The organism is Cryobacterium melibiosiphilum (assembly GCF_003602235.1).
GTDB lineage: Bacteria > Actinomycetota > Actinomycetes > Actinomycetales > Microbacteriaceae > Cryobacterium > Cryobacterium melibiosiphilum.
The window spans coordinates 1-22,957 of record NZ_QZVS01000060.1 but is presented as its reverse complement, the minus strand read 5'-3'; the positions used below and the strand labels follow the sequence as shown (position 1 = coordinate 22,957).

The following is a 22,957-nucleotide window of genomic DNA, read 5'->3' as shown; positions in this document are numbered from 1 at the left end:
TCGCTGTCGTCAGCGTGGCAAGCGTGCCCGTAGTTCCGGGCCGGTCGCCACGATCAGCAGGAGTTGTGCCGGCGCGCTCAGCGGAAGGGTGCATCGGGTCGGCCGGCGGGAGGGCGCGTGGCCCCTGAACTCCGCTCCCCGAGCGGGGCCGGGTCGGTTTCGATGCTTGCTCGTGATGAGCAAAGCCCGTATAGTTGCATTAGGTGCAACGGTGTTGCGCCGTACGCAACATAAACGAAAAGACAATGATGTCAACTCACAAGAGTCGTACGACGCGCACCCTCGGTGCCGTCGCCGTCGTTTCCGTGGCCCTCGCCCTCACCGCCTGCGCCAACCGCTCCGATGTCGCGGCCACGGGCGACGTGTTCCCCAGCAAGACCATCACCTTTCTCACGCCGACCTCTGCGGGTGGCGCAACCGACCTCACGGCCCGCACGCTGGCCAAAGAGCTGGAAGACGAATTCGGCGTGTCCGTCGTCGTCGAGAATCGTCCGGGCGGCGCGGGCAGTGTCGGCATCCAGTACCTGGCCGGAACCGCGGCAGACGGCTACACGATCGCCGTCTTGCCGGTCGAGGTCAGCCTTCTCGGCCATCAGGGCTATGACATCGACCCGGCGGACTTCGATTTCATCGCGCAGGCGAATTCGCAGCCCGGCAGCATCGCGGTTCCCGTCGACAGCCCCTTCCAGACTCTCGACGAACTCATCGTGGCCGCGGAAGCCGACCCGGGCAGCATCTCCATCTCCAACGCTGGTCCCGGCTCGATCTGGAATCTCGGCGCTACCGACCTCGGCCTCGCCGCCGGGGTGGAATTCACCCACGTTCCCTTCGATGGCGGCGCACCGGCTGTCACTGCCGCGGTCGGCGGACAGGTCAATGCTGTCGTCGCCGGAATCGGTGAGACAGCTCCCGCCCAGAAAGACGGGCGACTTCGCGTTCTGGCCGTGCTCACCGACGACCGGGTTCCGGCATTGCCGGACGTGCCGACCGCAACCGAGTTGGGTTTCGACGTGGTGATCGGCAGCTGGGCCGCCATCGGGGCACCTGCCGGTGTGCCCACAGATGTCGTGGCCACGCTGGAAGCAGCGCTGAAGAACGCCATTGCCGCCCCTGCCTATGTCGAGTTCATTGAAAGCGGTGGAAACATCCCGTTCTTCCGCTCCGCGGCGGACACCACCGCGTTTGTGCAGACGGAGAGTGAGCGTTTCGCCTCGCTCCTGGCCGGTTCCTGATGACCCCATACACCACGGGTGACCCAGTAGAACAGGAGGCGACCACGATGGAGCACACCACTCCCGAGCACGACCCCGAAACTCCCGCGCTGATGGTGGTGCCTACCCGGCGCAGCGCTTTTCTCGCAGCTCTCGTCGTGGCATCCGCTGGCGCTGGCGTGATCGTGCTGTCGGAATCGATCACCGTGTCACGCAGCGAAGGGACCTTCGGGCCCACGTGGTGGCCCGCCCTGATGGGAATGCTGCTGATCGTCGGAGGAGCAGCCCTGGCGGTTGCGGCGTTCTTCCACCGGGAACGATCCGGCAATGCCCCCCTCAGCCGACACGGGCTCATGCAGCTCGCTATCGTTCTGCTCCTCATCGTCGGATACGGCGTTGCCTGGCTCTACCTGCACTTCATCGTGGTGACCGTCTTGTTCCTCGCGGCGCTGGTCTTCGTGACCGGCGCTCGCGGGCCGAAGGCCCTGATCGTCTTTCCGATAGTCACAACGGCCGTGCTCTACGGGCTGTTCGGACTCCTGCTGCGGGTACCCCTATGAACGACGCAATCACCGGCTTCGCCGCCCTCATCGACCCGACCATCGGGCTGTGCCTGGTCGTCGGCGTTCTACTGGGAACCCTGGTGGGTGCGGTGCCCGGCATCAGCGCCACGATGGCCGTAGCCCTCGCAGCGGGGTTCACCCTGACCCTTGAGCCGCTTCAGGGGCTCGCCGTTCTGCTCTCCATCTACGTGGCCGCCCAGTTCGGCGACCGTGTTCCCGCGATTCTCATCAACACTCCCGGCACCCCGGCATCGATCGCGACGACGTTCGACGGCTATCCCATGGCCAAGGCCGGTCGTGCCGGGATAGCGCTGACCAGTTCTGCACTGGTGTCCGCCGTCGGCGCGCTGGCCGGCATCCTCATCTTGATTTTCGCTGCGCAGCCCGTAGCCGCCTTCGCGCTGCGATTCGGGCCGGCCGAGATGTTCGCCCTCGTGGTGTTCGGGCTGACCATGATGGTCGGCGTCTCCGGCGGCAATGTGACCAAAGGTCTGATCGCAGGCGCTGTCGGCCTGCTGTTCGGGGCCGTGGGACGCGACCCGATCACGGGTGACACCCGGTTCACATTCGGAATTCCGGAGCTGAGCTCGGGCATCCCCTTCATCGCAGCCATCATCGGGCTATTCGGCATCGCCGAACTGTTCAATCAGATCATCGAGTCCCGCAAGGGCAAGTCGCCCAAGCCCATCACCCAGCTGGGCGAATGGTGGCCGAACCGCGCCCAGCGACGCGAACTGCGTAAGCCCACGGCAATCGGTGTCGGCGTCGGGCTGGTCGTCGGCGTCGTCCCCGCGGTCGGCGGCGACATCGCCGGCATCATCAGCTGGGACCAAGCCCGACGGGCGTCCAAGACTCCGGAAAAATTCGGCACGGGCTCTTTGGAGGGCGTGGCCGCTCCCGACAGCGCCAGCACGGCGACGATGGGCGGTTCGGTCATGACGACCCTCGCCCTCGGCGTTCCGGGCGACTCCGTGATGGCGGTCATGATCGGCTCCATGGTGGTCTGGGGCCTGCAGCCCGGGCCAGGGCTCTTCGTCAACCACCCCGACCTCGTTTTCAGCCTTGCGACCATCATGATCGCCGCCACGATTCTGGCCCTGGGCCTCGCCCTCGTGCGAATGCGCGGCGTCGTGAAACTTCTCACCCTGCCCCAGCGCTACCTCTGGGCCGTGATCATCGTGTTCTGTCTCGTAGGCACGTTTGCCGTTCAGAACAGTGTTTTCGATGTCGGCGTCATGTTCGCTTTCGGGCTGCTGGCTCTGGTCATGAAAAGATTCAATTTTCCGGCCGGTCCCTTGGTTCTTGGACTCATCCTGGGTCCGCTCGCCGAAGGCAACCTGCGTCGCGCGCTCCTCATCGACGAGGGAGCTGCCCTGTACACCAGCCCGATCGCCGTTTTCCTGCTCCTGCTGAGCCTTCTGGCAGTTACGGTCCCGGTGATTCGATCCCTCCTCATAGCCAGAAAGATTCGTGCTCATGCCCATACCCGCACTCACTGATCACGCAGTGACCGGTCGCGCACCGGTGCTCTGCATCGGCGAAACCATGGTCCTGGTCGCCCCCACCACGGCCGACGACCTCGAACACGCCGAGCTGTTCACTCTGTCTCTGGGGGGAGCCGAATCCACAGTCGCCCTCTATCTCAGCGAGCTGGGGCACTCCGCAGAATGGCTCAGCCAGGTGGGCGACGACCCCTTGGGTCGGCGTTTGCTGGCAGAACTCAGCAAGCACAACGTGATCACGTCACGGGTTCGGGTACTGCCGGATGCTCCGACCGGCGTCTACTTCAAGGACCCGGGTCGGGCATCCACTTCGGTCTACTACTACCGCAGCGGATCCGCAGCATCCACGATGACCCCCCACCTGCTCGAAGGCATCGATTGGGCCGCGACACCAGTGGTGCACGTCTCGGGAATCACCGCCGGCCTGTCACCGGAATGCCATGCCATGCTGGATGCCGTCTTCACCGCCGCAGCAGGATTCGCCACCACGGTGTCGTTCGATGTCAATTACCGACCTGGTCTCTGGTCGCCAGAGGCCGCCGCTCCCGCACTTCTGGACCTCGCCCGCCGCGCTGACATCGTGTTCGTCGGTCTCGACGAGGCCCAGGCGCTGTGGGGCATCGACGATCCGCAGCACCTCTTCCGTCACCTCCACGCGCCCGGGGCCCTGGTCATCAAGAACGGTTCAGTGGGCGCCACCCAGGTGACGGCCGACACGGAAACATTTGTGCCCGCTCACACGGTCGAGGTTCTGGAGGTCGTCGGGGCCGGCGACGCGTTTGCGGCGGGCTATCTCGCGGGATACCTGGCGGGCGCATCCGTTGAAGAGCGACTCAGCCAGGGGCACGACCTCGCGGCGCGAGCACTGCGCAGCCTCAACGATTTTGCTCCCGTATGACCGGGGATAAAGCGTCGCACGGCATTCAACGCGCCGTGGAGATTCTGGAATTCGTGTGTGTGCAACCCCGCTCCCAGAGCGAGGTCGCCGTGCACTTCGATATCCACCGCTCGACGGCCATGCGCACCCTGGATTCCCTGGTCGAAACCGGCCTGAGCCGCAAACACGCCGACGGTCGTTACGGTGCGGGCTACCGCCTCGCCGGGCTGGCCCAGCTTGCCCTTGAACAATTCGATCTCGCGCATGTGGCCCGTCCTTTCCTGGAGGAACTGGCGGGGGAATGCCAGCACACCATCCACCTGGCCGCCTTGGACGGTCGATCCATCGTCTATGCCGACAAGATCGACCAACCGGGAATGGTGCGACTGTATTCGCAGATCGGGCAGGCGGTCACGCTGCACACCGCCGGAGTCAGCAAGGCGATTCTGGCCTACCAGCCCCCGTCGATCGTGGCCGAGGTGTTGTCCGGGGCTGATTTCGTGCGCAAGACCAGCAACACCATCACGTCACTCGAGGCGTTCACGGCGCAGCTTGAGACCGTCCGCGAGCAAGGTTTTGCGATCGACGATGCCGAGTTCGAAGACTTCATCAATTGTGTGGCTATGCCCATCCGGGATTTCACCGGTGAGGTGATGGCCGCAGTGTCGATCACAGCCTTGAAGGCCCGCGCCGGACTCGACGATCTGCGGATGCTTCTACCTCGACTGACCGAAATCACTGCAGCGATATCAAAGGAGTTGGGATGGCGTCCCTAGAGAACTGGTTCAACACGCAATTCGATGGCACCCCGGTCATGGCAATCCTGCGCGGGTTTTCACCCGAGCGTACGGTGGAGCTGGCCGAAAGAGCGTGGGATCTGGGCATCCGCTGCGTCGAGGTGCCGATTCAATCGGCACAGGCGATCAACGCGCTGGCCCTGACCGTTGCAGCCGGCGCCCAGCGCGGTCTGAGCGTTGGCGCCGGCACGGTAACCAGCACCACGCACGTGGCCCAGGCGGCGGGTGTCGGCGCGGCCTTCACCGTTTCCCCGGGTTTGGACGAGGTCGTGGCCGCGGCCAGCCTCGCGGCCGGCATGGCTCACCTGCCCGGAGTCGCCACGGCATCGGACATCCAGCGGGCACAGAATCTGGGTCTCACCTGGGTGAAGGCTTTTCCCGCCGCCACGCTCGGTGAAGACTGGTTTCGCGCTATGCAGGGACCATTTCCGCAGCTGAAGATTGTGGCCACCGGGGGAATGAACGCACGCAACGCGTCGGCGTATCTGGCGGCGGGGGCATCCGTCGTCGCCGTGGGATCGGCGCTGGAAGACAGCGCCCAGCTTGATCTGCTGTCACTCCTGTTGAGCCCCGTATGACAACCCGCCTGCCCTCGATTTCAGAAAGAGAACACTCATGACCGCACGGATCACCCCGGCCTACGCCCCCGCCAGTGAACGTTACGACACGATGCAGTACCGGCGCGTGGGCACCAGCGGACTGCGCCTACCTGCCGTGTCACTGGGTATGTGGCACAACTTCGGCGACGATGTGCCCATCAACAACCAGCGCGCCATCATGCAGCGCGCCTTCGACCTGGGCATCACGCACTTTGACCTCGCCAACGGCTATGGACCACCGATGGGGGCATCCGAGCGCAACGTGGGCCGTCTTCTCGAGGAAGACTTCTCGGGTCTGCGCAATGAACTCATCATTTCCACCAAGGCCGGCTACCCCTTCTACCCGGGTCCGTATGGCAGCGGCGGATCGCGCAAATACCTGCTCGGCAGCCTCGAGACCTCGCTGACCAGCCTCGGGCTCGACTACGTGGACATTTTCTACAGCCACCGTTTCGATCCCGAAACTCCAATTGAAGAGACGGCGGGCGCTTTGGACAGCGCGGTGCGGGAGGGCAAGGCGCGCTACGTGGGCATCTCCTCCTACTCGGCGGCCCGGAGCCTCGAAATGATCACAGCCCTGCGAAGCCTCGGAACCCCGCTGGTCATTCACCAGCCGTCGTATTCGCTGCTCAACCGCTGGGTCGAAGTGGGGGAACCGAGCCTGTTGCAGGTGCTCGGCGACGAGGGCGTGGGGTGCATTGCGTTCTCAGCCCTGGCGCAGGGGCTACTGACCGACAAATACCTCAACGGCATTCCCGCCGATTCCCGGGCCACGCAGGGCAAGACGATGAAGGACGGCATGCTGAGCACGACCAACCTCGACCACGTGCGTGAGCTCAACGTGATCGCTGCGGAACGCGGGCAGACCCTCGCCCAGATGGCGGTCGCCTGGCTGTTGAAGGATCAGCGCGTCTCCTCTGTGCTTGTCGGTGCCAGCCGCCCCAGCCAGCTGGAAGATTCGGTTCGAGGCGTCGAGAACACCACGTTCACCGCCGACGAACTCGCCCGCATCAACGTGTCAGCGCAAGACGGCGGCCTGAACATCTGGGCTGCATCGAGCAACGCCTGATGAGCGACATGTCGGGCCCACACGACGAGAGTCTGCATGAACAGATTTTGCGCGAAGAGGCTGAACTGGTCTTCGTGTCCTTCACCCGTGAAGACGCGTGGGTGCTCGGCGCTCAGTTGCGGGCCGCAGCGCATGCTCGATCCCTGCCTCTCGTGATCGGAATCACCCTCGGTCGGCTCTGCGTGTTCCAGACCGCGCTGCCGGGAGCCTCGCGCGACAACGAGGTCTGGCTGGAGCGCAAGACCCGGGCGGCGTTGCATTTCGAGCGTAGCTCGATGGGTGTGGGCGAGCAGTTCCGCGAACTCGGTCGCAATTTTGAAGCGGAGTCGCGGCTCTCCCCCGAGTCATACGCCGCCAACGGCGGAGTGTTTCCGATTCGCCTGATCGATTCGGGCGTGATCGGAGCGGTCGGGGTATCGGGTCTGCCTCAGCTCGAGGACCACGCTTTCGTCGTCGAGCAGCTACGGCTATACCGTGAGCAGGTCGGTGTGGCTCACTAGGCTCGCGACCCGTCGTTGGCGGCTGCGCTGTCGTGTCCCTCAACGGCGGCGCCGCCGTGGTCATCGAATTCATTGGCACGGCGCCATTACGACGATCCTCCGTCACGTCACGCGCCCCGGGGTGACCCTGAGTGCCTGGCCGAGTTCTTGCTGGGATGTGCGCGCGTGTTGCAGAGCCTCCTCGAAAAGATTCCCGCGATGGCACCCCCTCGCCAGCCACCCACCAAACCGCTACGGTAACGCCCATGACCGCTAACCGAGGCCCCGATGTCGCATCTGCCCGGCCCAACCCTGCGCCGCCCGTCTGCGCCGACTGCGAACTGCCCATGGAAGAGGTCACCCACTCCTACACCTTCGAATGGGCCTGCATCAACGACCTCTGCGTCAACCGTTTCTGCCCCACCTTCGAGGAACTCGTCCACCCCGACCTGCTCATCATCTACGGGCAGCCAGACTGCTACCGCTGCCACCAGCGCCGCACCATGACGCAGGTCGGCAACCAAGTGCGCTTCGACTGCCCCAACCCCCGATGCAACGAAGTGCTGCGCCTCATCGTCACCAAGGCCGCCCAGGCCGTGAAGGCGCGCGCCGCGGCCGCCCTCGACAAGCTGAACGCCGAGCCCGAGCCGCCGCGGGTCGAGCCTTCCGCCTCCGCTTGGGCCCACTTCACGGTTTCGCACGTCGAGCCACACGAAACGAACGGTCGAGGCCTCAAGAGAATACGCACCGAGGAGCTCGACCGCCCGCGCCACCTCCACGCCTTACCTCCGCTGCCGCCCAACTAGCACGACATGAACGACGGATGCTCCACCGCCCCGAGTGACGCTCCGCAACTTTCAGCACGAAACCCCTTCGCTGGTTGAGCCACGACGAAGGAGCGGTCGAAACCCCGCAAGCCGGCCTCAAGACCCGCTCACCCCGTGGCGGTGACGGATGCCACCTCCCGGCCCGATCCTGTTCATCAACAGTCCATAGCAGAGCCATGGGCAACCCACAGGATGTCACTGCGTACTCGCTCGCACGCCGTCTCTTGGGGGAATCATCATGTCTGCACTGATCGCGCACGAACGTAGTCGACCGATCGCGCTGCGACGACGAAGTCTGAGTGCGGTAGCCCTCGTGGCCACGGCCGCCGTGGCGTTCAGCACCTTCTGGGCCGAGCCGGCAAGCATGGCCTTCGCCGCGACATCCGCATCGACGACCACCGCGACCCCGCTGGTCGTCGATGGCATGAACCTCGACGCCGGCGGCACCGCCATCGTCAACGAGCTCGAGCGCACTCAGGTCGCGCCCGGCCTGGTGCACGTGAAGTACGAACGGCTCGATGCCCAGGGCTGGCAGCAGGTCAACATTCTGAAGGCCGAGCTCAGCGCCGAAACCGTGCGGGTGGGCTATCTGACCCCACCGACCGTCGCTGGCACCGGCGGCACGGTCACCGAGATGACCGACAGCGTGGGCGCTCTGGCCGGAATCAATCTCGACCGCTTCGACATCAACAACTCCACGGCCGCGGCCGGCTGGGGTGTGCGCGACGGCGAAATTCTGAAATCGGGCAACTCCGACGCGGCCCCGTCGATCGTCATCGACGAGAACGGCATGGGCTCCCTCGTCGACCTGCTGTTGCAGGGCACCGCCGGTTTCGGCGACCAGTCCCTGCCGATCACCGGCGTGAACGTCTTCTCGATGCCGACCGACGGCCTCACCCTGTTCAACACGCAGTGGGGTAGCTATTCCCGAACCCGGGTGCTCGCCGCCGGCGCCGGCATCGAGGTTCAGGTCTCGGCCCTCGACGGCTCGGTCGTCTCCGTCTCCGATACCGTCGGCGACGGACAGCTTCCAAACGATGTGATCGCGCTCGTCGCGAACGCCGGCACCGCCGCCGCCACCCAGATGGCCACCCTCGAGGCCGGTGACACCGTGCTCATCGACTACGCAATCGACGCGGGCGCCCTCGAGGTGTGCGAAGCCGCCGGAGCCTGGCACCGCATCCTCACCGACGGTGTCGTCGAGCAGATCAACAACAGCGAACTGCACCCCCGCACGATGGTCGGTTTCAGCGCCGACGGCGCCACCGCCTACTTCGCCGTGCTGGGCGGCCGCAGCGCAACCGCACGCGGCATGACCCTCACCGAGCAGGGCCAGTTCATGAAGGAGCTCGGCGCCGCCAACGCGACCAACGCCGACGGCGGCGGATCGAGCCAGATGAACGTGCGCGAAGCCGGCGACGACTTCTCCACCATTCAGAACACCCCCTCCGATGGCTTTCCCCGCCGCGACGGCAACGGGCTCGGCTTCTTCCTCTCCCAGCCCAGCTCCGGCACCCTCACCGGCTTCAACGTCACCGCGCAGACCACCGGCGACCACGCCCTGCGCGTCTTCCCCGGGCTGCACCGCACCCTCACCGCTGACGGCCACGACGAGGCCAATGCGCCGGTGGACACCACCGGCACGAACTGGGCGACGGATGCCGACACTCTCGCGACCGTCTCCGCCGACGGCATCCTCACGGGAGTCACGTCGGGCCAGACCGTGGTGACGGCGACCAGCGGGGCCGCGACGGGTGAGGCATCCGTCGACGTGCTCGGACCGATCTCGCGCATCACCACCGACACCCAGGTCCTCACCCTCGAAGCTCAGGGTTCCACCACCGACGTGGAACTGGTCGGCCATGACGCTCAGGGTTTCACCGCCCCGCTCGAGGCCGCCGACGTGACCGTCAGCAACTCGAATCCGGCCGCGTTCTCGGTCGAGGCCCAGACCGACGGCAGTTTTCTGGTCTCGGCGACCGCCACCGACGGCACGGCCACACTCGTGTTCACCGCCGGCGGTCAGAGCGTCGAGGTGGCCGCCTCCGTGCCGCTCGAGGTGCGCGTCATCGACGACTTCAGCGACATCTCCGGGTGGACCACCGCGCAGGACCGGGCCCCGGTGGGGTCGATCGAAGCGGGGGAAGGACACGAGGGAAGCGGCAGCATCCGTCTGAATTATGACTTCACCGATTCGACCGGAACCCGCGGGCGCTACGCCGTGGCACCCGGCGCGGTCAGCGGGGGCACGGGCGGCATTGACATTCCGGGCCGTCCGCAGAAGCTGTCGGTCTGGCTCAAGGGCGACGGCAACGGGTCGTGGCTGCGGCTGCAGGTGATGCAGGCCAACGGGGTGCGCAACTGGATCGACGGCCCCGAGGGATCGGAGGCACGGCACATCACCTGGACCGGCTGGAAGCGGGTCGAATTCAGCGTGCCGGAGACTTTCAGCTTTCCGCTGAAGCTCGAGCGCATCCGTGCCCTCGAGACCGTCGCCGCCAAGCAGTACACCGGCGCGCTCGAATTCTCCAAGATCTACGCCTACCTGCCGCCCGAAGGCATCGTGGCGCCCGAGGTGGAACGCCCGACCGACGCGATCGTGACCGAGACCGGCGGCACCGACGATGAAGACCTGCGGGTCGCGGTCATGTCCGACGCGCAGTTCGTCGCCCGCGACCCCGAGAGCTATCAGGTCACGGGCGCCCGCAAGGCCCTGCAGGAGATCGTGGCCGAAAAGCCCGACGTGCTGCTCATCAACGGCGACCTGGTCGACGAGGGCTCGGCGGCCGACTTCGAACTGGCCCGCGAGATCCTCGACGAGGAACTGGCCGGCGTCGAGTTCCCCTGGTATTACGTTCCCGGCAACCACGAGATCATGGGCGCCTCGATCGAGAACTTTCGGGCCGCGTTCGGCGCCACCAGCAACGTCTTCGACGTGCAAGGCACCCGGTTCATCACGACCAGCTCGGCGACGGGCCTGCTGCGCAGCGACTTCGCGCAGGTGAAGGAGACCCGCGACCAGCTCGATGCGGCGGCCGCCGACCCGAGTGTGACCGGCGTGCTCTTCGTCTCGCACATGCCCACCAATGATCCGCTGGCCACCAAGAGCAGCCAGCTCTCCGACCGCAACGAAGCCGCGATGATCGACACCTGGCTGCAGGACTTCCGTGCGGAGTCCGGCAAGTCGGCGGCCTACATCGCCGGCCACGTCGGCGCCTTCCATGCCTCCAGCATCGACGGCGTGCCGTATGTGATCAACGGCAACTCGGGCAAGGGCCCGGCCTCCTCTCCTGACAACGGCGGCTTCACCGGCTGGACCATGCTCGGCATCGACCCCGCCCAGGGCGCGTGGGCCGGCGCCACCGAGCCCTGGCTCGAGGTCGAGACCAAGCCCCGCATCGACGTGGGCACCCTGGCGCTCACCGCGCCCGAGACCCTGATCGTGGGCGATACCGCCGAGATATCGGCCGAATTCGGCCAGGACGCCGGCCACGACGACCGCACGGTGCCGGCGGCCTGGCCGGTCTCCACCAAGTGGGCCGGAGCGGGCGTCTTCGTCGGAACGGCGGCGGATGCCCCCACCGGCACCATCGTCGCCGCCGACCCCGAGACCGGCACGGTGACGGCAGTCGCCGACGGCACCGCCGAACTGCGGGTGACGGTGCGCGCCGAGACGGTCAGCCAGCAGATCACGGTGGCCCTGCGCGACTTCGACCTCGCTGACGCGCAGGTCGAGGTGACGGGCACGCCGAAGGTCGGCGCCACCCTCACCGCCGCGCAACAGGGCTGGACCACGCCCGACGGCGCCGAACTCAGCCTGCAGTGGCTGCGCGGCGACGACGAGATCTCCGGCGCGACCGGGCCCACCTATACTCCGACCGCGACGGATGCCGCCCAGACCCTGGGCGTGCGGGCCACGGTCACGCAGTTTGGCTACTCCCCCGCCGTCTTCGTGTCGAATACCGTGACCGTGGGCACGGGCGACCTCGAGCTGCAGACCGCCCCGGTGCTCAGCGGTGTCGGAGCGTTCGGCGCCACCCTCACCGTCACGCCGGCGGTCTGGAACATGGCGACGAACGCCCGCTACCAGTGGCTGCGCGACGGCGAGGTCATTGCCGACGCTGACACGAACACCTATCTGGTGACCGCAGCCGACGCCGCGCGGGCCCTGTCGGTGCGGGTCACGTCCACCGCCGCGGGCTATGGCTCGGCGACGGCCACGACCCCCGCCTTGACGATCGATCAGCAACCGGTCGTCGCCCAGCCGCAGTCGCCGCTCATCGACGCCGAACTCGTCGACGACAACGCCGGCGGCGTGACCGTCGCGGTCGTCGACGGCCGGGCCACGCTCGATCTCACGGGCTCGAGCGCACGCGAAGACGACTGGCTCTCGGCCCAGGGCTTCTCGGTGGCCACACCGCTCGGCTGGCGCCAGGTCACCGGCGGCGCCATCACAGTGGATGTCTCGGCCTTCGCCCCGGGCTCCCACAAGATCGCGGTCTTCGACCTGCAGAACAAGCTGGTGGGCTGGGCGCCGTTCGAGGTGGCCACGCCCACGACTCCCTCGACCCCCGGTAGCGTCGGCAACGCCACCAGCGCAGATGCGACTCCCGACGAGCTCAGCTCAACCGGGTTCGAAGCGGGCGGCGCCCTGGCAGCGCTGGTGCTGCTCGTGCTCGGCGGTGGGCTGCTGCTCGTGAACCACCGCCGCCGCTCGACCGCACTGTAATGAATCGGCAACGCGATGTTGCCAGGGCCTGTGCCGTGCTGGCGACGCGCTTCCGCGTCATCCGTGATGACCGCTTGCCCTCGACAAGCCTGATCAGAGTCCGAGAAAGACTTTCGTGAACGAGAACGTCAAAGCCCTCGTACCGTCCTCCACAGACGAGACCTGTTGAGGGGGTCGTAGTTTGAGTCGTTGGCGAGCATCCATCGGACTTGCGGGTATGCACCTGAGGGCGCGCGATCTAACTCTTTGGAGTAAGCACGCACGCGACATTGTCGGGCAATTTCGTTTTTCCAAAAGCTCCAAATGACAGTGACCCTCCCGACAGCCCGTAAACCAAGCTGGTCTTCACTGAGTTGTAGGTACGCGCGGATCACCATTCTGTCAGCGCGCCCAGGAACGCCCTGGCGCGCGAACTTTGTCGGGCGTCGGCCCATCAGAACCCAATAGCGTTCGAGATACAAGGACTCGAGTTCACGATGAATCTGCCGATTAAGAAACATGACCGGAACAAGTGCGAAGATCACTGTCGCGAATGTGAGAAGCGAAACAAGCGCAGTAACGGCCTCCGCCCAGTTAGGAAGGGTGCGTTCGTCTCAGTCGGGTCAAAATCTGCTTCGTGCCCCGCCTTGCGCAGATAGTCCAACAGCCGACTCTTGGCGACCCGGTCCTTGGCGAGCATCGGGTCGACGGCCCTACTCCGATCCCCGATTGCATCCCGTGGAGCCATTGCAAGCGTGGCGACGACTTTGCTCTGAGCGAATGCGGCACGGCACGGCACGGCACGGCACGACACGACACGACACGACACGACACGACACGACACGACACGACGACAACTTACAACGTGCGACTCCGAGAAGCGCAATCGCTTAGGTCCACGCTCGGCAACACGGCACCTCGACTCGACAACGACGCGCTCGGGCCTGGCAAGGCTGCTGATATACATAATTATGACCGCGGATGCAAGTATTTGGTATGACCGGCTAAAATCCTCCGTTGAAGCCGGGTCGCTCCTGGACCTTGCTCCAGGGATCGATGACGATGATGTTACCGCCCTCGCCTCCGATTCATGGCTGGAAGAGCGCAAGCTTCCCGCCGAAATCCTCCGAGAATTGCTGGTCACAGCAGGCTTGGTTGCCGACCCACGCGGCCTGCAGATCCGTGGAGCGCTTATTATCGGAGCGCTTGACTTGAAGTACGCAAAATTGGTCTGTCGCCTGATATTCGATCGATGCCGTTTCGAGCAAATACCCGAATTCACACATTCCGTAATTCCCGGTTTAAGCCTTGCGAATTGTGTGGTTCCAGGTATGCAAATTTCCGACGCACAAATAAAAGGTGATCTCGAAATGTCCGGCGTGCGTTCGGAAGGAAGCGTTGAGGCCGACGGGATTCATATTGAAGGAAACTTCACTCTGGCAAAGGCGGTTCTAGCCGACCCCGATGGAGATGCTCTGAGCTTGGACGGGGCCAAGATCGACGGAGGGGCGTTCATGAACGAGCTGGCTGCGATAGGAGAAGTCCGTGCTCTCGACGTTCAGGTTAGCGGCCAGCTTTCCCTGAAAAAAGCGGTCTTGTCTAACCCTGATGGGAACGCCCTAAACCTGGACGGGGCCAAGATCAATGGCGGCGCGTCCTTTTCCGAACTGACCGCAAGAGGCGAAGTCCGAGCGCTCGGCATTCAGATTGGTGGGCAGCTCACGCTGAGAAAGGCAACCTTGGCCAATCCTAATGGGGACGCGCTTAGCCTAGATGCGGGCCATATCGCGGGCGGCGCGTTTCTCAACGAGCTGACCGCAACAGGGGGAGTTCGGGTCTTGGGCCTTCACGTCGGCGGGCAACTCAGCCTTATCAAGGCGAATTTGTTCCACACTGATGGGACGGCTTTGAACATGGACGGGGCCAAGATCGACGGGGATGCGTACCTAAACGAAATTACCGCAACAGGAGAGGTTCGCGGCCTAGGGATGCATATCGACGGACAGCTTGCCCTGCTCAAGGCGACTTTGTCCAATCCCGCTGGGAAGGCCCTGAGTTTGGATAGGGCCACGATCAACGGGGGCGCGTTCCTGCAGGAATTGACGTCGACAGGGGAAGTCCGAGCCCTCGGCATTCATATTCGCGGCCAGCTAACCCTGACCAAGGCGACTCTGTCCAATCCCGACGGAAATGCTTTGAGCCTTGATACGGCCACGATCGACGGGGGTGCGTATCTGGACGAACTGACAGCGACCGGGGAAGTCCGAGCCCCGAGCGTTCACATTGGCGGGCTTTTTACCCTTGAAGAGGCGACTTTGTCCAACCCTAACGGGCACGCTTTGAGCCTGGACAGGGCCACGATTGACGGGAATGCAGTCCTGAGCGCGCTGAGCGCGACAGGGCAAGTCCGCGGCATTGGCCTTACGGTTGGCGGACAGCTCGTCCTGGTCAAGACGACTTTATCCAACGCCGGCGGGGTCGCCCTGACACTGCAAGAGGCCACTGTTGGCGCTTTTTTGCTCGACAATAGGTGTGTTTTTGTTGGTCGCATCAATCTCGCGCACACGACGATCAAAGTTCTGGTGGTCGAGGACACCAAACCCGACGGGGGGCTTCCGCCGCTTTCTTCCGCTCAGGGTTGGAGCATAGGAGCCGTGAGTGGCTTCCTCCGCAACGATCGCAAAAGTGCCGCTGAATGGCTGAGCACCATCGAAGGACCGGGCCTCGCCGGTGACAAGAAAGAGTTTGTCGCTCAACCTTGGCACGAGCTCGCTAGGACGTACGATCAAACCGGGCAGCCAGAAGACGGTCGTTGGTTGCGCTACCAGGCGGCGAAGACGACTACGCAGGCAATGCCTTGGGCGTCAAAAATCGCCCGCTGGGTGTACGGGGCACTCGTCGGCTACGGCTACAAACCGGGTCGCGTCCTGATATGGATCGCAGTGTTGTGGTGCACTGTTTTTGCGGTGAGCACGGTAAACGCCTCAGCGTTTACGCCTAGCGCATCCGGCGCCCAGACAATCGAGGCCAGAACTATGAACGGCCGTTCAGAGGCACTGCGGGTTACTGGCGCCACGACGAGCCCGCCCAACTATCCCACTTTTCAGCCTGTCCTGTTCGCCGTGGATATAAGTCTTCCAGCAGCCACCACCGGCCAGAGCGCCGCATGGCAGGTCACGGGGAACGCTTGGATCGCCATCTTGTTTGCCGCTATCAAGGGCTTCTCCTGGATATTGACCGCGCTCCTGCTGGCGGGGGTAACGGGATTGTTGCGCAAGTCCTAGGTCTGACCATGATGCACGAAGGGGACGGCCGCTGCCGTGCCGGGGCAGCGGTCCAGACGCTCATGACTTTCAGTAGGATCGGGATACTGCCCAGCGGTCAGGCCTGTTGTTTTAGGATTAGACAAGGCGCTCCCTGCGGGTCCCTCCCTCGCCCCTCCGAAGTCTCATCATTACTCGCCTCGATGCGCAGCACCTGTCGGGCGAGCTAGCCCTACTGTTCAGCTGAGCGACTTGTACCGTGCGGCCCCACAACCGGCCTGGATAAATCCCACCTAAAAAGCTGCTCTGGCGCGTTGATGTTGTTGTTCCGCGAGTCCAGAGGTCTGGTAGCGCGGTTCTGACGAGGTGGTAGTAGCCCAAGTCACATTCGCGCGCACCGCACCATCGGCTCGTGGCGGCGTCCATTCCGACGCCATCCGCGACCGCATCAGCGACAGCACCACCTGGGCCCACCCTGGCACCTGCAACGAGGGAACAAACCGCCCCACGTAATCCGTGACGGGGAAGACCAGCGGTGCTGAGCCACAGCACCACGGGCGCTCTTCGGCACGACCGGTGAGGCTCACCTGCACGATCGGGTGGGACTCAGAGGCTCGAATACTCAGTTTCAGGCCGCAAGCCCCACACGGGCCACCCGACAAATGGACCCACCCCAATCCTCCCAATCCCTTCAGCCTCATCGATAACCCGGAATTGGCGATACCGACGCCACTGCCCGAAGCAGTGTTCCCTTCACAAGAAAACGTCCTGGAATTCAGACCACGACCGCGCCCCGTGCAGCTCGGCCCTCTCACCTTGAGCGACTCACTGGCACACTTGCAGCGGCGGGTGTCCCCGCCGCCGACACCCCGGCCATGGCCCATTTCCTGACCGCCCACACCCGTTGCCGGGCTCAGCGGGTTTCGTGGGCCATAGCCGAGATCCACGCAAGCGCGCACTGCCGCGACTCTGCCTCACTAGCTAGCTCGCAAAACACGGTCGCGTCTCAGGTGCCGGCGACCCACCCTTTCGAACGTGCCCCGGCACCAAACCGTCGAACTACTCCCGCAGCGATTCCACGTTCTCGCGGTACCAGGCCACGGTCGACGCCATGCCCTCATCCAGCCCAATCCCCGCAGTCCACCCGGCGTCAGCCAGCTTCGACACATCAAGCAGCTTCTGCGGCGTCCCGTCCGGCTTCGAGGTATCCCACTCGGTCGCGCCGGTGAATCCGACAACCCGAGCGATCGACTCCGCGATCTCGCGGATCGTCACGTCACTCCCGGTGCCCACGTTGACCTGTTCCGGCCCGTCGTAGTGCTCCATGAGGTGCAGGCAAGCCGCAGCCATGTCGTCCACGTGCAAGAACTCACGGCGGGGAGTGCCGGTGCCCCAGTTCGTGACCGAGGCAGCTCCCGATTGGGCCGCTTCATCATAGCGACGGATGAGCGCGGGCAGCACATGAGACCCGGTCGGCGAGAAGTTATCCCCGGGCCCGTACAGGTTCGTTGGCATCGCCGAAATCCACGGCAAACCGTACTGGCGACGCACCGCTTGAATCTGAAGAATCCCGGCGATCTTGGCGATCGCATAGGCGTCGTTCGTCGGCTCGAGGTGTCCGGTCAGCAGCGAGTCCTCGCGAATCGGCTGCGGCGCCAGCCGCGGGTAGATGCAAGACGAGCCGAGAAAAAGCAGGCGCGCCACGCCGTACTTCAGCGCAGCGTCAAGCACGTTGACCTGGATGCGCAGGTTATCGCTGAGAAAATCGACCGGGTAGTTGTTGTTGGCAAGAATGCCGCCCACCTTCGCTGCGGCCAGCACAACGTACTTCGGCTTCGTTTCGGCGAAGAACGCGAAGACCGCGTCGCGGTCCTTTAGGTCCAGCTCAGCGGAGGTGCGGCCAACGAGGTCGGTGAACCCTTCCGCTTCGAGCCGGCGCCAGATCGCGGAGCCGACGAGGCCGCGGTGGCCGGCGATGTAGAACCGGCCGTCGCGGTCGAGGGCTGAGGGGTTAAAGTCGACCTGGTCGCGCTCGTCAGCGCTCACGCACCAACCGCCGCGGGCTCCAGGGTGCCCCAGCTCACAAGCTTGACCGTGTCGATCCAGTCGCGGCCAGCGTGCTCGAGCAGCTTGATGTCGGCATCGACCATGATGCGGGCGAGCATTGCGGTGTCGACAGTGGCCTTCCAGCCCAGCTTTTCCTCAGCGTGAGACGCGTCGCCGACCAGGGCGTCGACCTCGGTCGGGCGCAGGTAACGCTCGTCGAAGCGGACGTGCTCTTCCCAGTTCAGCCCCACATGCTCGAACGAGGTCTGCACGAAGTCGCGCACGGTGAAGTTGCCACCGGTGGCGAGCACGAAGTCGTCAGGTTCGTCGACCTGCAGCATGCGCCACATGCCTTCGACGTATTCGGCGGCGTAGCCCCAATCTCGGATGGAGTCGAGGTTGCCGAGGTACACGTGGTCCTGCTTGCCGGCCTTGATAGCGGCGACGGCGCGGGTGATCTTGCGTGTGACGAAGGTTTCACCGCGGCGGGGCGATTCGTGGTTGAAGAGGATGCCGTTGACGGCGAACATACCGTAGGCCTCGCGGTAGTTCTTGGTGATCCAGTAGCTGTAGACCTTCGCGGCGCCGTAAGGCGAGCGCGGGTAGAACGGAGTCTCCTCGTTCTGCGGAGGCGGCGTGGCACCGAACATCTCCGACGACGACGCCTGGTAGAAACGGGTCGTGATGCCGGACATACGAACAGCTTCCAGCAAACGAATGGTCCCCATGCCAGTCGTATCGCCAGTGTGCTCGGGCTCGTCGAAAGAGACCCGCACGTGGGACTGTGCGGCGAGGTTGTAGACCTCATCGGGCTGGATCTCAGCGAGCAGAGTCACGAGGCGCGAGCCGTCGCTCAGGTCTCCGTAGTGCAGAAACAACTTCGCGGCAGGGTCGTGAGGGTCGACATAGAGGTGATCAATTCGAGAAGTATTGAACGTCGATGCACGACGGATGAGGCCGTGCACCTCGTACCCCTTAGCCAGCAGCAGTTCGGCAAGATACGAGCCGTCCTGTCCGGTGATCCCCGTGATGAGCGCGCGCTTAGTCATAAATTCCCCCGAGTGGCAATGGGCAGGGGCCGGCCGCGCTTGCGACCGCCCAACGATGCAAGGCCCCTTATCCAAAGAGCATAACGGTCAAGGGCAGCATCTTCACCGAGCACTTCCTTGCGGTAGCGAAATCCGTTAGCCCCCAACGCAGCCGCTCGCGCCCGGTCGAGACTGAGCTCGACAACTGCGTCCAGCAAAGCTTGAGGGTCTCCTGCTTGTACGACAACACCACCCGCAGCGGCCGCAATCTCAAGAGCTGTAACTCCCTTCGGATCTGTGGCTGCCAGAACGGGCCGGTGCGCATTGAAGTAAGAGGTGAGTTTGCTGGGTACGGCCATCTCCGATACGCCGGGGAGTTCGTTTACCAAGAGGATGTCGGCAGCTCCCAAGGCGCTCTGAAAACCCACATCATCCAGCGAGTCAATGAATTGCAGTCTCTTTATATCAGCACCACGGGCAATCAAGCCTGCCTTCTCACTTCCGTTCCCGAGAAGTACGAACCGAACGCAGGCCCCCTGCTCATCAGCGAGGCGCGCCGCACTGAGGACATTGTCGAGCCCCTGTTTCACACCCATATTTCCGGCATGCAACACTACGGTCTCAGCCTCGCTCCAACCGTGCTGGCCTCGCGTCTGCGAGGGATCAAGAGGCGAGGTGGCTTCAAGATGGGTCCAGTTTCTAACCACTCGAACTCGCTCAGCATCAACACCAAGAACATTGGTTACATAAGATGCGAAACGATCATGGATGACTACAACCCCGTCAGCGGAATTTAGTGTCTGCTTCTCCACCCAAGTCACGAACTTAGTCACGCAGGTGCCTCCAGAGCCAGTCTCGGAGAGACCTAAACTATAAAGATCTTGAACCCAAATGTTCATGGCCGGCCTGTTCGAGCCAAACCGTGCTCGCAGCGAGACGAGTGCACACGAGAATAGCGCGGGAGAAATCAGCACGACCACATCAGGGTTGTCCCAAGGAGCGATCAGGAGACGCAGACCGAAACTAACCTCTGATAGAAGCCGCTTAACACCCTTCGGCGACTTGGGCACATAATGCAGTTTGCGATCCACTGGAACATTGCCGACGATCTCAGATGTGGACCATTTGCCATATCCAGGTCGTACTCTCCACTCCGGATAATGCGGATGTGACGTGAGAACTCGCACGTCAAAAGCGCGGACGCGCAGTCCACGAGCCAGAGCAGAGGTGTAGGGGGCAATGCCAGTTATCTCAGGGGAGAAATTTATTCCCATGATGAGGACGACAGGTGTTGTCGTAATGTCTGCTAACTCCATGGCCGACGGGGAAGCTATGCCATTCATGAATATCTCCGCTGAATCACTCTGAAAACGCTGGGCCTGAAGCGTCTTCGGATTTTCAAATAAAGGCACGCACAAAGATCTCTCCTGAAGCGAAATCCTGACCAAACAGGTCGATGGCCGAGCCGCGCGTAAATTCAGATCTTGTTTCAAACGACAGGTTACCTTGGCATAGGAACGCAGCAGACCCAATTCGGCTTGATAACCCCAGAAATCAAATACGCTTACCTCCGATACGATGGAACTGCTCTTATGACCTGTTCGGGTTGCACGGGTCGTGAACATTTGTGGGGGATGGTCTGGAAATGGCATTGAAAAAACCTGGCTCGACCGAGGGTCGCGAGAACTTCATCACTCCTGTGATCAATTTAGCCTCAGCGCCCGGCGAACGTGCAGCTTGGGACCGTTCGAGATTTACGGTTTATCTTTGGGCCGCGGCCGAGTTGATCTTCGTCACAAATGCCTGGCAAGTCAGCTCGAAGGTGCGAGTTGCGGTGCTCCGCCTATTTGGCGCGGACATCGGACCGGGCGTCGTGTTCCGACCTCGTACACGGGTCAAATTTCCATGGAAGTTGCACATCGGCGCAGACTCATGGATCGGCGAAGGCGTCTGGTTTCACAATCAGGATCACATCTATATCGGTCATGATGTCGTCGTCTCTCAAGAATCGTTCCTGACAACTGGCAGCCATGCCCACCGGGTGGATATGCGTTTACTGACGCGTCCCATCCATGTCCATTCCGGCGCCTGGATTACCTCGAGGTGTATCGTCCTAGGCGGTGCGAATATTGGACGATCTGCTCTCCTCCAACCGATGACTGTTGTTGCGGGTGACGTCAAGGCCAACGCGATTGTACGAGGTCCGCAAGCCGAATTCGTCGCGTTTCGCTTCCGAGTCAAAGAAGGTAACGAATGAAGATTCTCCACATCGCTCCCTTGTTCACACCCGATGGCGCATTCGGTGGTCCGACCAGAGTAGCCTTGCGGCAAACTCGCGAACTGAGGTCCCGCGGGCACGACGTCTTACTGGTCGGCACTGCGATGGGATATGGTCGAATTCTTCCCGCAGACATCGACGGCGTCCCTGTGAAACTATTCCGAGCACACAAATTACTCGGGACTTCGGGGTACGGGGGATTGTTTTCTCTCAAGATGCTAGCTTGGACTCTTTGGAAGAGCCGCAGGGCTGATGTCGTCCACGTTCACTTGGCGCGCGATCTGTTAACAATGCCTACGGCGTTACTGCTCACATGTCTCCAGGTACCGCTTCATCTCCAGTTACACGGGATGATTGGGCCGTCAAGCAAGTTGACCTCAAGAATTATGGACATGCTTGCGACTCGTCCAGTGCTCAATCGATCCGCCACAATTTTCTACCTGTCGAACATGGAGAGAGATGGGCTGAAGGGCGTCCTTCCCGTTGAAAACCTCCCCGTACGAGAGCTGCCGAATGGAGTTCCGGCAGCACCTTACGAGCCACGACCTGACATTGTGGAGGTGTTGTTCCTCGCGAGGTTGCATGTGAGGAAAAGGCCTGTGGCCTTCGTTGAAATGGCCGAGATTCTGAAGGATGAGTTCCCAGACGCTAGCTACGCGATCGTCGGGCCTGACGACGGAGAGCGCGTCAATGTCGAACAAACGATTGATAAATTCAATCTGAGCAACCGGGTACACATGGAACCAGGGCTTGCCCCGTCACAGACGCAAAGTCGAATGGCGTCCAGCGCCATATACGTGCTCCCATCAGTCGAAGAGCCATTCGGAATGACAATTATAGAGGCACTCGCGATCGGGCGACCGGTCGTAATCACAAACTCGTGTGCATTAGCGCCATTCGTGGAAATGAATCGCTGTGGATTCGTCACAGATGGGTCCCCGGAGGACCTAGCTCGCGCAGTTTCTAAACTTCTTCGCGACCCTAAGGCAGCGACAGATATGGGGCTCCGAGGAAGATTGGCCGTCCAGAAGGAATACAGCATCCAACACGTCGTGGACGTCCTGGAAGCCCGGTATGGAAACCCCAGAACCCTCAATGAAGAGTCCGCAGCGCTGTTAGCACCGGCCGCGGAAGACAAATAAACAGTGTGAGGCTTCCACGAACAAAGGAGTTGCGCTCACAGAAATGCGGCAAGTCCTGACTTCAGTCTCTTTGAAAGTATCCGCGATCGACATTTTGCGGCGGAGCGATTGGACAAGAAAAACCGAGCCTCGGTGACGAAAGATTTATCCGACTGCGGACAACAAGATCGAGCGTTTCGAACCCATTATCCACCGGAGAAAATTTCGTGATGCGAATTGGAGACAGACACCGCTCCCTGCGTCGGATCGTGTGGCTGCAGTGAGGGCATCGCATGAATATTTGCGGTGTGGGGGCCGTTCAATATTGTCGTCGGGGGCCACGTTCATTGCGCCGAGGTGCCGGGCAGTCGTGCGGTCGGGGGCCACTGGTGCAACGACCGAGCAACGGGTCCGTACTCGACCTGGTCGGCGTTAACACGGCGGCGAGTTCGAGCACATCGTGGCCCCTGGTCTCGGCCCGGAGCGTACCGTGAGTATTAGAGCCCGTGAGCCCCACCCGATCGTGCGGTTGAGCCCCACTGATCGTGCGGAAGAGCACCAGTGGTGGTGCGGCTCAGCACCACTGGTG

The 22,957-nt window shown here is 63.0% G+C and carries 16 protein-coding genes; 13 read left to right on the top strand and 3 right to left on the bottom strand.

Annotation, left to right across the window (positions count from 1 at the left end):
* Window positions 1–245: 245 nt before the first annotated feature.
* From D6T64_RS03955 to D6T64_RS03900, 11 genes are all read left to right on the top strand, one after another.
* A complete protein-coding gene (locus D6T64_RS03955; protein WP_233550818.1) occupies window positions 246–1,232 on the top strand; it encodes a tripartite tricarboxylate transporter substrate binding protein in 987 nt (328 codons plus the stop codon).
* Between the two features lie 47 nt (window positions 1,233–1,279).
* A complete protein-coding gene (locus D6T64_RS03950; protein ID WP_158594793.1) occupies window positions 1,280–1,771 on the top strand; it encodes a tripartite tricarboxylate transporter TctB family protein in 492 nt (163 codons plus the stop codon).
* Window positions 1,768–3,273: a tripartite tricarboxylate transporter permease gene (locus tag D6T64_RS03945; protein ID WP_119971941.1), complete on the top strand. Its 1,506-nt coding sequence runs from the start codon at window positions 1,768–1,770 to the stop codon at window positions 3,271–3,273. Before D6T64_RS03950 ends, D6T64_RS03945 begins: the two co-directional genes overlap by 4 nt.
* Window positions 3,251–4,174, top strand: coding sequence for a sugar kinase (locus D6T64_RS03940; RefSeq protein WP_119971985.1), 924 nt, complete (start codon window positions 3,251–3,253; stop codon window positions 4,172–4,174). Before D6T64_RS03945 ends, D6T64_RS03940 begins: the two co-directional genes overlap by 23 nt.
* Window positions 4,171–4,929, top strand: a complete 759-nt coding sequence (locus tag D6T64_RS03935; protein ID WP_119971938.1) for an IclR family transcriptional regulator — start codon at window positions 4,171–4,173, stop codon at window positions 4,927–4,929. Before D6T64_RS03940 ends, D6T64_RS03935 begins: the two co-directional genes overlap by 4 nt.
* Window positions 4,917–5,528: a bifunctional 4-hydroxy-2-oxoglutarate aldolase/2-dehydro-3-deoxy-phosphogluconate aldolase gene (locus D6T64_RS03930; protein WP_119971934.1), complete on the top strand. Its 612-nt coding sequence runs from the start codon at window positions 4,917–4,919 to the stop codon at window positions 5,526–5,528. Before D6T64_RS03935 ends, D6T64_RS03930 begins: the two co-directional genes overlap by 13 nt.
* A gap of 37 nt (window positions 5,529–5,565) precedes the next feature.
* Complete coding sequence (mgrA, locus tag D6T64_RS03925) at window positions 5,566–6,618, top strand: L-glyceraldehyde 3-phosphate reductase (protein WP_119971931.1); 1,053 nt, start codon at window positions 5,566–5,568, stop codon at window positions 6,616–6,618.
* Entirely contained in the window at window positions 6,618–7,118 is a 501-nt protein-coding gene (locus tag D6T64_RS03920) for a heme-degrading domain-containing protein (RefSeq protein WP_119971928.1), read from the top strand. Before mgrA ends, D6T64_RS03920 begins: the two co-directional genes overlap by 1 nt.
* A 245-nt stretch (window positions 7,119–7,363) precedes the next feature.
* Complete coding sequence (locus tag D6T64_RS03915; protein ID WP_147364452.1) at window positions 7,364–7,903, top strand: hypothetical protein; 540 nt, start codon at window positions 7,364–7,366, stop codon at window positions 7,901–7,903.
* 259 nt (window positions 7,904–8,162) lie between these two features.
* Window positions 8,163–12,653: a phosphodiester glycosidase family protein gene (locus D6T64_RS03910; protein WP_119971921.1), complete on the top strand. Its 4,491-nt coding sequence runs from the start codon at window positions 8,163–8,165 to the stop codon at window positions 12,651–12,653.
* Window positions 12,654–13,603: 950 nt separating this feature from the next.
* On the top strand, window positions 13,604–15,916 hold the full coding sequence (locus tag D6T64_RS03900; RefSeq protein ID WP_147364451.1) for a hypothetical protein: 2,313 nt from the start codon (window positions 13,604–13,606) through the stop codon (window positions 15,914–15,916).
* A gap of 1,038 nt (window positions 15,917–16,954) precedes the next feature.
* Here the strand turns inward: D6T64_RS03900 and D6T64_RS03895 are convergent.
* The 3 genes from D6T64_RS03895 to D6T64_RS03885 are packed head-to-tail and all read right to left on the bottom strand — an operon-like array spanning window position 16,955 to window position 20,621.
* Complete coding sequence (locus D6T64_RS03895) at window positions 16,955–17,941, bottom strand: GDP-L-fucose synthase family protein (protein ID WP_119971912.1); 987 nt, start codon at window positions 17,939–17,941, stop codon at window positions 16,955–16,957.
* Window positions 17,938–18,990: a GDP-mannose 4,6-dehydratase gene (gene gmd / locus D6T64_RS03890; RefSeq protein WP_119971909.1), complete on the bottom strand. Its 1,053-nt coding sequence runs from the start codon at window positions 18,988–18,990 to the stop codon at window positions 17,938–17,940. The genes D6T64_RS03895 and gmd overlap by 4 nt, the downstream gene beginning before the upstream one ends.
* Complete coding sequence (locus D6T64_RS03885; protein WP_233550817.1) at window positions 18,987–20,621, bottom strand: glycosyltransferase family 4 protein; 1,635 nt, start codon at window positions 20,619–20,621, stop codon at window positions 18,987–18,989. The genes gmd and D6T64_RS03885 overlap by 4 nt, the downstream gene beginning before the upstream one ends.
* Between D6T64_RS03885 and D6T64_RS03880 the strand changes: the two genes are divergently transcribed.
* Complete coding sequence (locus tag D6T64_RS03880; protein WP_119971903.1) at window positions 20,615–21,226, top strand: LbetaH domain-containing protein; 612 nt, start codon at window positions 20,615–20,617, stop codon at window positions 21,224–21,226. The two genes, D6T64_RS03885 and D6T64_RS03880, sit on opposite strands and share 7 nt — an antisense overlap.
* Window positions 21,223–22,389 (top strand): glycosyltransferase, encoded by a 1,167-nt coding sequence (locus D6T64_RS03875; RefSeq protein WP_119971900.1) that lies wholly within the window; start codon window positions 21,223–21,225, stop codon window positions 22,387–22,389. The genes D6T64_RS03880 and D6T64_RS03875 overlap by 4 nt, the downstream gene beginning before the upstream one ends.
* The last annotated feature ends 568 nt before the right edge of the window (window positions 22,390–22,957 follow it).

Coding starts and splice junctions, on each gene's coding strand:
- D6T64_RS03900 (WP_147364451.1), top strand. CDS start 13,604: ATGACCGCGGATGCAAGTATTTGGTATGACCGGCTAAAATCCTCCGTT.
- D6T64_RS03885 (WP_233550817.1), bottom strand. CDS start 20,621: ATGCCATTTCCAGACCATCCCCCACAAATGTTCACGACCCGTGCAACC.
- D6T64_RS03945 (WP_119971941.1), top strand. CDS start 1,768: ATGAACGACGCAATCACCGGCTTCGCCGCCCTCATCGACCCGACCATC.
- D6T64_RS03920 (WP_119971928.1), top strand. CDS start 6,618: ATGAGCGACATGTCGGGCCCACACGACGAGAGTCTGCATGAACAGATT.
- D6T64_RS03910 (WP_119971921.1), top strand. CDS start 8,163: ATGTCTGCACTGATCGCGCACGAACGTAGTCGACCGATCGCGCTGCGA.
- D6T64_RS03915 (WP_147364452.1), top strand. CDS start 7,364: ATGACCGCTAACCGAGGCCCCGATGTCGCATCTGCCCGGCCCAACCCT.
- D6T64_RS03880 (WP_119971903.1), top strand. CDS start 20,615: ATGGCATTGAAAAAACCTGGCTCGACCGAGGGTCGCGAGAACTTCATC.
- D6T64_RS03935 (WP_119971938.1), top strand. CDS start 4,171: ATGACCGGGGATAAAGCGTCGCACGGCATTCAACGCGCCGTGGAGATT.
- D6T64_RS03875 (WP_119971900.1), top strand. CDS start 21,223: ATGAAGATTCTCCACATCGCTCCCTTGTTCACACCCGATGGCGCATTC.
- D6T64_RS03940 (WP_119971985.1), top strand. CDS start 3,251: ATGCCCATACCCGCACTCACTGATCACGCAGTGACCGGTCGCGCACCG.
- D6T64_RS03955 (WP_233550818.1), top strand. CDS start 246: ATGATGTCAACTCACAAGAGTCGTACGACGCGCACCCTCGGTGCCGTC.
- gmd (WP_119971909.1), bottom strand. CDS start 18,990: ATGACTAAGCGCGCGCTCATCACGGGGATCACCGGACAGGACGGCTCG.
- D6T64_RS03930 (WP_119971934.1), top strand. CDS start 4,917: ATGGCGTCCCTAGAGAACTGGTTCAACACGCAATTCGATGGCACCCCG.
- D6T64_RS03950 (WP_158594793.1), top strand. CDS start 1,280: ATGGAGCACACCACTCCCGAGCACGACCCCGAAACTCCCGCGCTGATG.
- mgrA (WP_119971931.1), top strand. CDS start 5,566: ATGACCGCACGGATCACCCCGGCCTACGCCCCCGCCAGTGAACGTTAC.